Annotated in this window: 14 protein-coding genes; 3 read left to right on the top strand and 11 right to left on the bottom strand. The window is 68.8% G+C overall.

Annotation, left to right across the window (positions count from 1 at the left end; genetic code table 11):
* Positions 1–21: 21 nt before the first annotated feature.
* The 6 genes from BLV57_RS20870 to BLV57_RS20895 all read right to left on the bottom strand — a co-directional run bounded on the left by BLV57_RS20870 (position 22) and on the right by BLV57_RS20895 (position 7,042).
* Positions 22–1,815: a DUF2264 domain-containing protein gene (locus tag BLV57_RS20870; RefSeq protein WP_091291235.1), complete on the bottom strand. Its 1,794-nt coding sequence runs from the start codon at positions 1,813–1,815 to the stop codon at positions 22–24.
* On the bottom strand, positions 1,812–2,807 hold the full coding sequence (locus tag BLV57_RS20875; protein ID WP_245757435.1) for a hydroxyacid dehydrogenase: 996 nt from the start codon (positions 2,805–2,807) through the stop codon (positions 1,812–1,814). Before BLV57_RS20875 ends, BLV57_RS20870 begins: the two co-directional genes overlap by 4 nt.
* Positions 2,804–3,658 carry a carbohydrate ABC transporter permease gene (locus BLV57_RS20880; protein WP_091291237.1) on the bottom strand — a complete coding sequence of 285 codons (855 nt, stop codon included), beginning with the start codon at positions 3,656–3,658 and terminating at the stop codon, positions 2,804–2,806. Before BLV57_RS20880 ends, BLV57_RS20875 begins: the two co-directional genes overlap by 4 nt.
* The gene (locus BLV57_RS20885; protein WP_091291239.1) at positions 3,655–4,557 is read right to left on the bottom strand and encodes a carbohydrate ABC transporter permease; all 903 of its coding nucleotides are present in this window, start codon (positions 4,555–4,557) and stop codon (positions 3,655–3,657) included. The genes BLV57_RS20880 and BLV57_RS20885 overlap by 4 nt, the downstream gene beginning before the upstream one ends.
* Positions 4,558–4,574: 17 nt before the next feature.
* Complete coding sequence (locus tag BLV57_RS20890) at positions 4,575–5,882, bottom strand: ABC transporter substrate-binding protein (RefSeq protein WP_091291240.1); 1,308 nt, start codon at positions 5,880–5,882, stop codon at positions 4,575–4,577.
* Positions 5,883–5,962: 80 nt separating this feature from the next.
* Positions 5,963–7,042, bottom strand: coding sequence for a substrate-binding domain-containing protein (locus BLV57_RS20895; protein WP_091291242.1), 1,080 nt, complete (start codon positions 7,040–7,042; stop codon positions 5,963–5,965).
* Positions 7,043–7,268: 226 nt separating this feature from the next.
* On the opposite strand from BLV57_RS20895, the gene BLV57_RS20900 reads away from it, so the two are divergent.
* Positions 7,269–10,352, top strand: a complete 3,084-nt coding sequence (locus BLV57_RS20900; protein ID WP_091291950.1) for a ThuA domain-containing protein — start codon at positions 7,269–7,271, stop codon at positions 10,350–10,352.
* Between the two features lie 77 nt (positions 10,353–10,429).
* On the opposite strand, the gene BLV57_RS20905 is transcribed toward BLV57_RS20900, so the two are convergent.
* Together BLV57_RS20905 and BLV57_RS20910 are read right to left on the bottom strand one after the other, a co-directional pair.
* Positions 10,430–10,855, bottom strand: coding sequence for an OsmC family protein (locus BLV57_RS20905; protein WP_091291244.1), 426 nt, complete (start codon positions 10,853–10,855; stop codon positions 10,430–10,432).
* 44 nt (positions 10,856–10,899) lie between these two features.
* Positions 10,900–11,247, bottom strand: coding sequence for a DoxX family protein (locus tag BLV57_RS20910; RefSeq protein WP_218134849.1), 348 nt, complete (start codon positions 11,245–11,247; stop codon positions 10,900–10,902).
* 61 nt (positions 11,248–11,308) lie between these two features.
* Between BLV57_RS20910 and BLV57_RS20915 the strand changes: the two genes are divergently transcribed.
* Positions 11,309–12,184: a LysR family transcriptional regulator gene (locus BLV57_RS20915; protein WP_091291247.1), complete on the top strand. Its 876-nt coding sequence runs from the start codon at positions 11,309–11,311 to the stop codon at positions 12,182–12,184.
* On the opposite strand, the gene BLV57_RS20920 is transcribed toward BLV57_RS20915, so the two are convergent.
* Together BLV57_RS20920 and BLV57_RS20925 are read right to left on the bottom strand one after the other, a co-directional pair.
* Positions 12,171–12,536, bottom strand: a complete 366-nt coding sequence (locus BLV57_RS20920; RefSeq protein WP_091291249.1) for a VOC family protein — start codon at positions 12,534–12,536, stop codon at positions 12,171–12,173. The genes BLV57_RS20915 and BLV57_RS20920 overlap by 14 nt on opposite strands.
* Positions 12,533–12,937, bottom strand: a complete 405-nt coding sequence (locus tag BLV57_RS20925; protein WP_091291251.1) for a nuclear transport factor 2 family protein — start codon at positions 12,935–12,937, stop codon at positions 12,533–12,535. Before BLV57_RS20925 ends, BLV57_RS20920 begins: the two co-directional genes overlap by 4 nt.
* 86 nt (positions 12,938–13,023) lie before the next feature.
* On the opposite strand from BLV57_RS20925, the gene BLV57_RS20930 reads away from it, so the two are divergent.
* Positions 13,024–13,473, top strand: coding sequence for a MarR family winged helix-turn-helix transcriptional regulator (locus BLV57_RS20930; protein WP_091291952.1), 450 nt, complete (start codon positions 13,024–13,026; stop codon positions 13,471–13,473).
* 239 nt (positions 13,474–13,712) lie between these two features.
* Here the strand turns inward: BLV57_RS20930 and BLV57_RS20935 are convergent, their stop codons facing one another.
* Positions 13,713–14,099, bottom strand: coding sequence for a tautomerase family protein (locus BLV57_RS20935; protein ID WP_091291253.1), 387 nt, complete (start codon positions 14,097–14,099; stop codon positions 13,713–13,715).
* Positions 14,100–14,305 lie beyond the last annotated feature (206 nt).

Consider the following 14,305-nt stretch of genomic DNA (forward strand, 5'->3'; position numbering starts at 1 on the left):
GGTTAGAACCGGCAATGCCACTCACGACACACCCAGCGGCTCGAGGGCGAGGTGGGTCGTCACGCCGTCCGGCCACGTGAAGGTCAGGTCTGTAAAGGTCGTAGGCGTATCGGGCAGAGCGTCCGCGCTCAAGGTGGCCAAGGCGACGAAGAGCCCGGCCGAAGCGTCGCCGGTCAAGCGGGGCATCCGGGCCCAGGCCGTGTAAGCGGTCCCCTGGGGCGCGACGACCTCGTCCTCGTCCGTCCAGCCCTGAAGCGGCCGTAGCGACGAAACCGCCTCGGCGCCAGTGGCCCAGCCGGTCAGTTCGACACGAGCGCCTGGCGGGGCCCCGATCACCCGATGCACCCGCAACTCGTGAACGCCACGGGCGACGGTCAAGCTCTCGACTCGCAGCCCAGGCACCATGGGTGAGCCCGTCGCGAAGACCGGCCGATGCCACGAGGCCGCCCAGTTCTCCGCGGCCCCCAACGGATGGATCCGGCGCCGTACACTCCGCACCCCCGCGACCACCACGGCGAAGTGGTTGTCGGCCGGGTTTCCGGCCGAGGTGGGACCGGTGTGGGTCGAGTAAGCGAGCCTGCCGTAGTGGGGATCGTCGTCACCGGCCACTTCGCCTTCGAATGGCCGGACATGGTCGCTGCCGTGGTTGTGCAACCGGACGATCCCGCCCGACGACTGCACCAGGAACCCAGGTTCGGGCAACGCCAGCACCCGATCCGGCCCCTCGCTCGGCGCAGCCTCCTCGACTGAGGTCCACAATGGATGATCAGCACCGGCCAGCAAGCACACAAAGGCTTTCGAAGCCCAGTAAGGCGACCCAGGTCCCGAGTAGGACTGCAGCGTCGGCTCATGCGGACCATGCCAGCCCAAGCTGAGCAGCCCGTTCTCGTCGACGGCGGCACGCTCCAGGAAATACCGGAGCGACCCGCTCAGCAGCCGCCGTGACACACCCAGCGCGAGCGGCGTCGAACCAGTCACCGCCCCGAGCCCCACCGCCGAAGCCGCGGCGAACCGATACGTCAAAGACCGTCCGAAATGGATCGGTGAGCCATCGGCCCCGAACAGCAGCGAGAAGCTTTCCAGATGCTCCCGGAGTCGATCACCGTGCAACGACTTCCCTGCCAGGTAGCCGTCCAGGACCGGATACAGATGCAACGCCCAGCCGTTGTAGTGGTCGAACGCGCGGCCGTCGCCGTCGGAGTACCAGCCCTGGCCGTGATACCAGGTCTCCAGCAGCTCCAAGGCCCGGCCACGGGCAGACGCCGTCTCCGCGTCACCGCGGCCGACCGACTCCAGGAAACCCGCGACAGTGAACGGGAACAGGTACCAGTTGTTCGGCGCGGGCACGTGCCGCAACGCCCCGCGCAACCACTCCTCGGCCCGGTCCTGCACCTCCGGATCGAGCCGGTCCCACAGCCAAGGCCGGGTCAGGCGCAAGCCGAGCGCCACGGACGCCGACTCGACCATCGGCTGCCCCTGCGTGAAATGGTCCAGGATGACCGGCCACGACTCCGCGCCGTCGCGGGCGGTCCCAGCGGAAAGCCCTTCGGCGTAACGGGAAAGCAGGCCATTCGGGTCCGCGCCGCCGGCACCGGCGATCCGGAACGCGGCGGCCAGGAACGTGCGCGCGTAGCCTTCGAGGCCGTCGGACCGGACCCCGCTCTTCGACGGGCGGCCGGGCAGGTCCAGGAACGCCCCGCGAGGGCTCGACCAGCGCCAAGCCGCTTCGAGCAGGCCGTCGGCGGCGGCTTCCCAGTGCGCGCGGGTGTATCCGGTGTGCGGGCTCAGGTCCCGGTCTTCGGGTGGGAGCCTCATGCGGTGCGGTCCAGCCTTTCGCGTCGAACCGGATGGGCGAACGGCACCCCGGCGGCCCAGCGGCCGACCTCGGAGACGGCCAGGTCCACCAGGCGCTGCCACTCATTGCCCTGCGAACCGGCCAGATGCGGAGTGATCAGCACGTTGTCGCTGTCCCACAACGGATGCGAGGCGGGCAGCACCTCGGGATCGGTGACGTCCAGCACCGCGCGGATCCGTCCGTCGACCGCCGCCTCGGCGAGCGCGTCCTGGTCGACGATCGCGCCGCGCGCCGTGTTGAGCAGCACCGCGTCGGCACGCATCGAGGCGATGAGATCGCGGCTGACCAGGCCACGCGTCGCGGGCAACAGTGGCGTGTGGACACTCACGACATCGGAGCGGGTGAACAACGCTTCAATACTCACCGCTTCGACACCGAGTTCAGCCGCCTCGTCGGCGCTCACGTAAGGGTCATGCAGGAGCACGCGCAGGTCGTACGGCCGCAGCAACTCGATCACCCGGCGGCCGATCAGCGAAGCCGACAGAATCCCGACCGTACGGCCGAAATTGCCGACCGAGTGCGGCGTGCGCAACGAGCCTTCGGTGCGTCGCGTGGCCCGGTAGTCCCGGGCGCGCTCCAGCACGCGCTTGCCGGTCAGCATGATCATCGCGACCGTGTACTCGGCGACCGGGAGCGCGTTGGCCGAGGCCGCCGACGCGACCTCGATCCCCCGCTCCCAGCAAGCCTCGGTGACGTGCGCGTGCACAGATCCGGCGGTGTGCACGATGGCGCGTAACCGCGGCGCGGCGGACAGCACGTCCGCGTCCAGCCGAGGGCAACCCCAGCCGGTGATCAGCACTTCGACGTCCGCGAGCACCGCATGAGCGTTCTCGAAGGAATCGAGCACACCGGGGGCCAGTGAACAAACCTCGCCGAACGCGGCCAGCGCCCGCGCGTCGATCACGGCGTCGGCGGCCTGCCGCGACATCGCCAGCGCGGCACGTGGGCTCACTTGACGGCTCCCGCGGTGAGACCGGAACGCCAGAATCGTTGCAGCAGAATAAAAGCGAGCACGAGCGGCAGCACCGCGAGCAGCGAACCCATGATCACGACCGGGTAGTACTCGGGTGACACGGTCGCCGAGCTGTTCCAGGTGTACAGGCCGAGGCTCACCGGGTACAGCTTCTGGTCGGAGAGCATCACCATCGGGAGGAAGAAGTTGTTCCAGATGGCCGTCAGCTGGAACAGGAAGATCGTCACGAAGCCCGGCCCGAGCATCCGCAGCGCGACCTTCCAGTACATGGCCAGCTCGCTCGCGCCGTCCATCCGCGCGGCCTCCAGCACTTCGTCGGGCACGTAGCCCTGGCTGAAAATCCGCCCGAGATAGACGCCGAACGGGTTGAACAGCACCGGGATGAACACCGACCAGAACGTGTTGACCAGGCCCGCGCCCGACGCCATCAGGTACAGCGGCAGCGCGAGCACAGTCTGCGGCACCATGACCGCGGCGAGTACCAGCCCGAACAGCTTTTCCTTGTGCCGGAAGCTGTATTTGTCGAACGCGTAGCCCGCCGCGACGCTCACCAGCGCGCTCGCCGCGGCGCCGACGACCGCGTACAGCAGGCTGTTGACGTACCAGCGGCCGTAGATGCCCTTGTCCATTGAGAACAGATCTTGCAGGTTCTTGATCGGCGAAAAGCCGTGCAAGGTCAGCAGATCGCTGCCGAACAACGCGTCACGGTCCTTCGACGCGGCGAGCACCAGCCACAGCACCGGGAGCAAGGTGTACAGCACCGAGATGCCGATCACGACGTTGACGGCGGTGCGCCCCAGAATCTTCGGTCTCATCGCCAGCGTGCTCATCGGGCCTCCCTGGTCCGGTTGGTCCAGCGGGTGACCACATAGGACAGTGTGATCGTGCACGCGAGCAGTACCACCGACGCGGCGGCGGCCAGCCCGTAGTTGTTGCGAGTGAAGGCCGCGTCGAAGATGTACATGCTCGGCGAGAAGCGCGAGTTGATGATCGGCGTCGCCTGGCTCAGCAGCATCGGCTCGGTGAACAACTGCAGCGCCCAGATCAGCGTGAACAACGCGACCATCACCACCGAGGCCCTGACCAGCGGCGTCTTGATCCGCAGCGCCAGGCGCACCGGGCCGGCGCCGTCGACGACCGCGGCCTCGATCACCTCACGCGGGACGGCTTGCAGCGCGGCGTAGAAGATCACCATGTTGTAGCCGAGGTTGCTCCACAGCGCGATGTTCACCATGGCGGGCACGACCGCGTGCACGCCGAGGAAGTTCACCGTGATGTCGGCCTTGCCGAGCAGGTCGATCACCGGGCTGATCCCCGGTGTGTAGAGGTAAAGCCAGATGATCGCGGCGATGATCCCCGGCACCGCGTGCGGCAGGAACAGCCCCAGCTGCGCCCACGCGCGCAGCTTCGCGACACCGGAGTCGAGCAGCAGCGCCAGCACCAGCGCGCCGACCACCAACGCCGGGAGGTAGATCAGGCAGTACAGCGCGACTGTCCCGAGTCCATTGAGGAACGTCGGGTCGGTCAGCACGGCCGCATAGCTGCGCAGGCCGACGAAGATCGTGCGCTCTTCGCCGAAGCCCAGGCCCGGCTGGTCGTCGCCGAAGAAGCTTAGCCAGACAGCCGTCCCCACGGGGATCAGGAAGACCAGCAAGAGAAGCAGGAAGAACGGCGCCATGAGCGCGGCGCAGGCGGAGCGTTCACGGCGCCGGGTGGCGGATGTGGCCATCGGGGATCACCTCCTTTCTAGGAGCTGTGCTCGGTGGTGGTGAGGCCGAGTGCCTTGAGGTCGGGCATCGTGCCGCGCTGCGCTTCGCGGACCGCGTCGAGCAACGTTCCGTCGCCCGCGCCCGCGAGCGCGAAACCGTCCTCCATCACGCGCTGGGTGGCGGTCATCCGCGGCCCCCAGGTCCAGCCGTCGCGGATCTTGGTGGCCTCGGCGTCGAAGAGGCTGTAGATGTCCTGGCCGCCGTAGTAGGCGCGATCGAAGGCGGCGCGCCCGACGTCGACCAGCGCGGGTGCGGCCGGGTACTGGCTGCTGGTGCCGCTGGACAGCCTGGCGCGCAACGAGTCGGGATGCGAGACCTGCCATTCGATGAACTCCATGGCGGCTTCGGGATTCTGGCTGTCCTTGGTGATCGCGAAGGTCGATCCGCCGTGCGTGCCGACGACCGGGTGCGCCGGATCCCACTGCGGGAGCGGCGCGATGGCCCACTTTCCCTTCTGCCCCGGGCGCGCCTTCATCTGCGCGCCCGCGTCCCACGCGCCGGTGTACCTCGCAAAGACGAGCCCCTGGCCGATCTGCGAGTCGCTTTGCCTGCCCAGCGACGGGTTCGCGAAGAGCAGTTCGTCGTCGATCAGCCCTTGCCAGAACGCGGCGACACGGCGGGTCGGCGCATCGGTGAGCGAGACGTTCCAGGCGCCTTGGCTCGTGTCGAACCAGCGCGCGCCCGCCTGCCAGGAATGCGCGGCGAACTGCAACGCGCCATCGGTGGGGAACAGCGCGAGCTTGCGGCCGGGTGCCTTGTCGCGCACGGTGCGCGCCGTCGCGGCGAACTCGTCCCAGGTGCGCGGGACCCGCAAACCGTGCTGCTCGAACAAATCCGTGCGGTAGTGCAGCACCATCGGCTCCACGTCGAGCGGCACGGTGTACACCCGGCCGCCGAACGTCGTGAGGCCCAGCGCCTGCGGAAGCAGCTTCTGACGCAAGCGGTCGCTCAGCAGGCCGGTGAGGTCGCGGGTGACGCCGTCGATGGCGAACCCCGGCACCTGCGGGTACTCGATGGTGGCGACGTCCGGCGCGTTCCCGGCACGGGCGGCGTTGCTCAGCTTCGCGTAGCCGCCCTGCTGCCCGCCGGGGATCTGCTGGAAGACGACCTGGATCCGCTTCTGGCTGCGGTTGAACGCGTCGACCACCTGCTGGCTACCGCGCAGTGCCGACCAGAAGGTGATCCGGGCCGGGCCGCTCGAGGTGCTTCCGCCGCCCGAACACCCGGCCAGCGGAAGGGCGAGCGCCGCGGCGAGCACGGACCGTCGGCTCGGTCGAGAGGGCATCGGTGCCTCCTGCGCTGCGTGGCGGACAACGCATTCTGTTCACCTGAGCGTTTTACGGTCAATACTTCGCCACAAAGCGGTCAAACGGTCAGGTACGGCTGGGTCGATCCACGCACCTTCAGCTCGGGGATCAGCTCGACCCGCCGCGGCCGCCCGGCGCTGGCCTTGCCGAGGCGGTCCAGCAGCAGCTCGGCGGCCACTTTCCCGACCTCGGACTTCGGCGGGGCGACGGCGGTCAGCGGCGTCCGGCCGAGCGCGGCGACGACGTCGTCGTACGCGACCACCGAGCAGTCGGCAGGCACCCGGATGCCGGCGTCGGCCAGCTGCTGGACCAGCATCAACGCGTCATCGTCGCCGTGCAGGATCGCGCCGGTGACGCCCCGCACGCGCACGAGCTCGGTCACCGAGCCGGGCGGGGTGCCGGGGTCCGCGCCCGCCTCCGGCGCGCTGAGCACCACGGTCCAGTCGTCGATCTCCGTGCGCGCGGTGGCGATCTCGGCGAAGGCCACCCGCAGCGCCCGCGCGGTCGGGCTGTCGTCACGCGCGGCCAGCGCGATCCGCCGGTGCCCGAGCGCGATCAAATGCTCGACCGCGAGATGCATGCCGTACCAGTGATCGGTGCACACCGAGTCGGCCGCGTGCAGCGCGCTGCCCGGCCGCGGCCTGCGTTCCATCAGCACGGTGGGCACGCCGGCCTCGGCGAGCCAGCCGTACGCCGCCTCCTCGTCGGCCGCGGTCCGCCAGCGCGGCGCGATGAGCAGGCCGGCGACCTCGTCGGCGACGACCCGTTCGACGATCGGCTGTTCCGCGCTGCGCACACGCGGCGCGATGTGCAGCACCACGCGCATGCCCGCCTCCTCGAGCACGGTGCGCGCGCCGTGGACGACCTCGTTGAGATAGGCGTGCCGCTCGGGGACGACCAGCGCGACCGTGCCGTCCTTCGAGTCGGGCATGACCGGCGCCTTGGGCACCGGGACCAGCGACCGGGCGACGCCGTGGCCACGCCGGAGTTTGCCCTCGCGCGCCAGCTCCTCGACGTCGCGGCGCACGGTGATCACCGAGACCTCGAGCTCGGCGGCGAGGTCGCTGACCCGCGCCTCGCCTCGCGCGCGCACGACCGCCAGTATCCGGCGGCGCCGCTCGTCACCCGGTTCGCGCATAACACAGCCTTACGATCGTTTGAGCGTTTCGCGGAGAGCATATCGATCAGAATTATGAGGTCAACCGGGTGCCACTTTTCGGGTGAAGTTCGGTCATCGGGGAGCCCGTTCCCCTGGACGGGTGACGCCCGTCACCTTACTTTTGAATGAATCAGACCAAAGTGTGCTTCCAAAATGACAAAGTGAGGGCAACGTGGCCCCGAAGATCTGGAAACTCGCACTGGCGGTGACGACGGCGTTCGCCTCGCTCGTCTCCCCCGCCCAAGCAGCCCCCGCCCACGAGGTGGCGAACGTGCTGGTCTTCTCGAAGACCGCCGCCTACCGGCACGACTCCATCCCCGCCGGGATCAAGGCGATCAAGGAACTCGGCGCCCAGTACCACTTCGGCGTCGAGGCGACCGAGGACGCCGGCGCCTTCACCGACGCCAACCTCAAGCGCTTCAACGCAGTCGTCTGGCTGTCGACCACCGGTGACGTGCTGAACGCCGCGCAGCAGGCGGCGTTCGAACGCTACGTCAAGGCGGGCGGCGGCTACGTGGGCGTGCACGCCGCGTCCGACACCGAATACGACTGGCCGTGGTACGGAAACCTCGTCGGCGCCTACTTCGCCGCGCATCCGCAGATCCAGCAGGCGGACGTGCGCGTCGAGGACCACGCCCACCCGTCCACTGTGGACCTTCCGAGCACCTGGAAGCGCACCGACGAGTGGTACAACTTCCGGCAAAACCCGCGTGGCAAGGTCCATGTGCTGGCGAGCCTCGACGAGAAGAGCTACGAGCCGGGCAACGGCGCCATGGGCGACCACCCGACCGCCTGGTGCCACACGAACGCGGGCGGGCGCTCCTGGTACACCGGCGGCGGCCACACCCAGGAGTCGTACACCGATCCGGCGTTCCGGTCACATCTCGCAGGCGGCATCCGGTACGCGGCCAAGATGGTCGACGCGGACTGCGGCACGAGCGTCGCGGCGCCGGTCGACACCGACTTCGACCAGATCACGCTGGCCAAGGGCGAGGAGAAGACCGGCGAGCCGATCGCGCTCGCGGTGCTGCCGAACCGCGACGTGCTGCACACCTCGCGTGACGGGCGCGTCTGGTACACGAGTTCCGCCGCGACGACCAAGCTCGCCGGCCAGCTCCCGGTGTACTCGCATGACGAAGACGGCCTGCAGGGCGTGGCCATCGACGCCGGGTTCACGTCGAACCGCTGGGTGTACCTGTACTACGCGCCCAAACTGTCCACACCGGACGGTGATGCCCCGGAGACCGGGACCGTCGCCGATTTCGCGCCGTTCAAGGGGTACAACCAGCTGTCCCGCTTCAAGCTGGGCACGGACGGCGTGTTGAACCTCGGCAGCGAGCAGAAGATCCTGCAGATCCCCGCCGAACGCGGGATCTGCTGCCACGCCGGTGGCGAGATCGACTTCGACGCGCAGGGCAACCTGTATCTGTCCACAGGGGACGACAGCAACCCGTTCGCGTCGGACGGCTTCACCCCGATCGACGAGCGCGCCAACCGCAACCCGGTCTTCGACGCGCAGCGCAGCGCGGGCAACACCAACGACCTGCGCGGGAAAGTCCTGCGTATCAAGGTGAACGCCAACGGCGGGTACAGCGTGCCGAGCGGCAACCTGTTCAAGCCCGGCACCGCGAAGACGCGGCCGGAGATCTACGCGATGGGCTTCCGCAACCCGTTCCGGTTCGCCGTCGACCGCAAGACCGGCTGGCTGCACCTCGGCGACTACGGCCCCGACGCGGGCGCGGCGAACCCGGCGCGCGGGCCCGGCGGGACGGTCGAGTTCAACCTGATCAAGCAGCCGGGCAACTACGGCTGGCCGTACTGCATCGGCGACAACCAGCCCTTTGTGGACTACGACTTCGCCACCGGCACGTCCGGCGCGGCGTTCGACTGCGCGGCGCCGAAGAACACCAGCCCGCGCAACACCGGCCTGACGAACCTGCCGCCGGTGCAGCGCGCGTGGATCCCCTACGACGGCGGTTCGGTGCCGGAGTTCGGGAACGGCTCGGAGTCGCCGATGGGCGGGCCGGTCTACCGCTACGACGCGGCGTCGGCGTCCAAGACGAAGTTCCCGGCGTACTTCGACGGCAAGACCTTCGCCTACGAATGGGAACGCGGCTGGATCAAGGAGATCGGCGTCGGCCCGAACGGCGAGCGCGGCGAGATCAAGCCGTTCTTCGACTCGATGACTCTGACCCGGCCGATGAACCTCGAGTTCGGCCCGGACGGCGCGCTCTACGTGCTCGACTACGGCAGCGGCTACTTCGGCGGCTCGGCGGAGTCGGCCGTCTACCGCATCGACTACACCCAGGGCAGCCGGACCCCGGTGGCCAAGATCGCGGCCGACCGCACGTCCGGGCCCGCGCCGCTGACGGTCCGCTTCGACCCGGCCGGGACGCATGACCCGGACGGGCAGCCGCTGACCTACGCGTGGGACTTCGACGGCAACGGCACGACCGATTCGACCTCGGCGGGCCCGGTGTCCTTTGTGTACAACTCGGCCGGGCAGTACACCGCGAAACTCTCGGTGACCGACTCGACCGGCTTGACCGGCGCGGCGAGCGTGGTGGTCACCGCGGGCAACACGGCGCCGACGGTCACCCTGCGCACTCCGCTCAACGGCAGTGTTTTCACGTTCGGCGACACGGTGGCGTTCAAGGTCGACGTGACGGATGACAAGCCGGTCGACTGCTCGAAGGTGATCGTCGAGTACATCCTCGGCCACGAGGGGCACGGCCATCCGCTGAGCCGGGCGACCGGCTGCGAAGGCACGATCGCGACCCCGGCGGACGGCGGCCACGGCGCCGACGCGAACGTCTTCGGCGTCATCAACGCGACGTACACCGACGGCGGCGGCACGGGTGCTCCCCCGCTGACCGGCTCGGCGGAGAGCGTGTTGCAGCCGTCGCTGAAGCAGGCCGAGTTCTACACCGAGGCCAACGGCATCCAGGTGGTCGCGCAGGCGGACGCGAGCGGCGGCAAGCGTGTCGGGTACATCGAGCCGGGTGACTGGATCAAGTTCGATCCGGTGAACCTGGCCGGGCTGCGCGGCATCGGCTACCGGGTGTCGTCCGCGGGCGCGGGCGGGACGATCGAGGTGCACTCGGGCTCGGTCACTGGTCCGCTCGTGCACCGCGTGACCGTCTCGAATACGGGCGGCTGGGACACCTATGTGGACATACCCGCCACGTCGATCACGGATCCTGGTGGCACGGGCGCGCTGTACTTCGTGTTCCAGGGAACGGGATCGGGCGGACTCTTCGACGTCGACGCGATCAGGTTCGAGAGGTAGGCGCACGACCGGGATAAAGCGGGCTTTATATCGGGGAAAAGCGTCCCGATATAAAGCCCGCTTTATCCCACTTGCCCTTAGGCCAGCTCGGCCGTCAGGGTGATCGTGGTGCCGGTCAGCGCCTGGCTGACCGGGCAGTTCTTCTTGGCGCCCTCGGCGGCCTCGACGAAGGCGGCCTCGTCCAGGCCGGGGACCTCGCCGCGCACGGTGAGGTGGATGCCGGTGATGCCCTCACCCGGCTGGAAGGTGACGTCGGCCTTGGTCTCCAGGCGGGTCGGCGGGTTACCGGCGCCGGTGAGGCCGTGGGACAGCGCCATCGAGAAGCAGCTGGAGTGCGCGGCCGCGATGAGCTCCTCGGGGCTGGTCTTGCCGTTGGCCTGCTCGGCACGGGACGGCCAGGACACCGGCTGGCTCCCGATGCCGGACGAGTCGAAGGTGACCGTTCCGCTGCCCTTGAGCAGCTCGCCTTCCCAGACCGTGTGTGCCGTGCGTGTAGTCGCCACGATGGCGTACCTCCTGATGTTGCTGTTGGTTCAGGACCCAGCATTCACCATCCGGCGGCCGCCAGCACGGCCGAACCCGCGGCCAGTGCGAGAAAACAACACGAATATCCGAGGTTGTGGAACACCCGCGCCCGCACATGGACCACGACGGCGCCGATGAAGAAGAAGATCAGCCCCACCGCGGCGGCGAACCCGAGCGGCCGGAAGCCGAGCAGTCCCGCGACGAGGCCCAGCGCGCCTGCCGCCTTGGGCGCGGCGAGATAGGGCACCCAGCGCTCGGAGATGCCCAGTTCGGCCGAGTTGGCCAGCACGAACTTCGCGCGGGACCAGTCGGCGACGGCCGCGCCGAGGTTGGCGATCGCGGCGATGAGGGTGACGATCACGTAAGCCATGACAAGAACCCTCACCAAACGGGCTCCGCACGTCCAATACCTGTGTCTATAACCTTGTGGCATGGATGTCGACACCCGCGCGCTGCGTTGTTTCGTCGCCGTGGCCGAGGAGGGGAACCTGACCAGGGCGGCGCAGCGGCTGTTCGTGTCGCAGCCGTCGCTGACCAAGCAGATCAAGCGGCTCGAAGCCCGGCTGGGCGTCGTGCTCTTCGAACGGTCACGCGCGGGCATGGCGCTCACCGAGCCAGGCCGGGCGCTCGCGGAACGGGCGCCGTCCCTGCTCGAGAGCTGGGACCTGGCGCTGCGCCAGGTCAAGAACGACGCCCGGGTGCTGCGCGTGGGGTTCATCGCGAGCGCCGCGAACGAGGCGACGCAGCGGATCGTCGCCGCGTTCACCGCGCGCCACCCCGGCTGGCGGGTCGACATGCGCCAGGCGCCGTGGTCGAATCCCGCCGCCGGACTGACCGGCCGCGAGGTCGACGTCGCGCTGCTGCGGCTGCCGTTTCCCGGCCAGGACAAGGTGCGCGTGGCGAAGCTGTTCAGCGAACCCCGTGTCGTCGCGCTGCACTTGGGCCACCGCCTCGCGCACCGCGACGAGATCGCGTTCCACGAACTCTGGGATGAGCCGTTCGTCGCCGCGCCCGGCACCACCGGCGAATGGCGTGACTACTGGCTGGCCACCGCCGAGCGCGACGGGCGCCCGCCCAAGATCGGGGCCGTCACCGACCAGCCCGACGCCTGGCTCAACGCCATCGCCAACGGCTACGGCGTCGCGCTGGCCCCCGCGTCCGCCGCCCGCTTCTACGCCAGGCCGGGCGTCGTCTACCGGCCGGTGACCGGCGTCGGCCCGACCGAGGTCGGCGTCGCATGGCACGACGACGCGGACCAGGTCGTGCGGGATTTCGTCCGCTGCTGCGTCGAACTCAAGCCCGAGTGAGCAGTTCCATGTTGTGGCCGTCCGGATCCTCGAAGTAGACGCCGCGGCCGCCGTTCATGGAGTTGAGCTCGCCGGGCTCCCGGTGGAACGGGTCCGCCCAGAACGTGATCCCGGCGGCGCGGATCCGGCCCATCGCGGCGTCGAACTCCTCCTCGCCGACCAGGAACGCGTAGTGCTGGCTGGCGACCTCGGCGGCCTGGGCGTAGTCGAGGGTGACGCCGTTGCCGAGCCGGATCGGCGCGAACGGCTCGGTCACCGGGTCGACCGGGACGCCGAGGATTCCGGCCAGGAAGGCCGCGGAGGCGTCGCGGTCGCGTGCCCACACGATCGTGTGATTCAGCTCGATGGTCATCGTGCGCTCCCCTGCTTTTCGAACGGGGCTGGCCCGCCGATCGGGCTGAGATGGATACTCGCGAGCCGCCACTGGTCATCCCGGCGTACCACGACATGGGTGGCGCGGAAACGCCCGTTCGCGGGATTGCCCTGGTACGACGCCACTTGTGCGTGCACCCCGATGGCGATCGCGGTGTCGCCGAGATCGAGGATCTCGACGTCGGACCAGTCGATCGACTCCGTGACGAGCGCGCCGCCGTCATAGCGCGCCAGCCACTGCTCCTTGCCCAGCACGAACCCGACCGGCCCGACCAGCCGGAAGCCGTCGACCGTCAGCTCGTCGAGTGCCTGCCTGTCACCTTGCTCTTCGGCCGTGGCCCAGCGCTTGCCGAGTGCGCGGATCTCTTCTTCGGTGCTCATGATCTCTCCCCGTTCGCTTGGCTGCCATCAACGTTAGATGTCTAACTGTTAGATGTCAAACCCTTAGAGTGCGGTACGGTTCGACGGTGCCTGCCCCTGTCACCACTCCCATCGGCCTGGTCCTCACCAAGACGGCCAAGACCGCGAGCCGCGCGTTCGACCTGTCATTGGCGGAAGCGGGCGGCTCCCAGCCGATCTGGCAGATCCTCATGTCCCTCAAGACCGCGCGACGCGCCAACCAGCGCGAACTCGCCGCGGACGTCGGCATCCAGGGCGCGACGCTGACCCATCACCTCAACGGGATGGAAACCGCGGGCCTGGTGACGCGCCGCCGCGATCCGGACAACCGGCGGGTGCACCTGGTCGAGATCACCGACGAGGGCGAGGCGCTCTTCCACCGCCTCGCGAAGGCCGCCATCGCACACGACAAACGGCTGCGGGCAGGCTTCAGCGAGGCGGAGCTCCACCTTCTCGCCGCACTACTGACCCGGCTCGGCGACAACGCCTCGACCGGCCCCACCGGCCAATCCGTGTGAACGCCACTTTCACAACGCTCGACGTTGTGAAAGTGGCGTTCATTTCGTCGGAGTCAGGGGCCAGGGCGCAGCCGAGGAGGAGCAGAAACCCGATCACACCAAGGATCACGTGGCCGGTGGCAGCGCACAGCCCGCACATTCCCAGCCACAGTGCGATCTTCATGATCCGAGCGTAGGTCCGCGCCCGGCGGGCGGCGCCGGAAATTAGGACGGCCTTAAGACGGAAGCCCGGTGGGGGTTCAGGTTTCCGGCGTCGGTGCGTACTGCGCGACGCCGTGGCCGAATGACCAGTCGATCGGCTCGTTTTCGGTCAGCGTGATCACGACGTTCCGCGGCTCGGTGCCCGCGTACTCATGCGCCAGCTCGGCGATCCGGCGGTACAGCGCCCGTTTCAGTTCGGGCGATCGGCCAGAGCGCATCGTGATCGCGACGAAGACAACGTCGTCGTCGCGGTCTATGCCAAGGAAGCCGTCGTAGCGAAGGGTGCCGTTATGGCTGGTCAAGACCTGGAAGCGGTCGTCGGGCGGGATCGCGATCGTGTCGACCATGGCGTCGTGCACGGCGCGGCCGAGCGCGTCGAGGCGGGCGGTGTCGGCGCGCAGGGCGTCAATGCGAACGAAAGGCATACTGTACATACTAGTAGGTACAGAGCGGTGCGGCTGCCCTTTTGTTCCTCGCTGCTGCCCGCGCGGCCCAAAAAGTGGCCTGTATCAGGGTTTTCGCCGAAGATCACGCTAACTTCGCAGTGCGGCCGGACGGACGAGGGGCGATCCCCTTCCCGGCCGCGGCCCGCGTGGTCCGCTCCCCTAGGCGGCCGCGCGGCGTCCTCGTC

Source organism: Amycolatopsis xylanica, assembly GCF_900107045.1.
Lineage (GTDB): Bacteria > Actinomycetota > Actinomycetes > Mycobacteriales > Pseudonocardiaceae > Amycolatopsis > Amycolatopsis xylanica.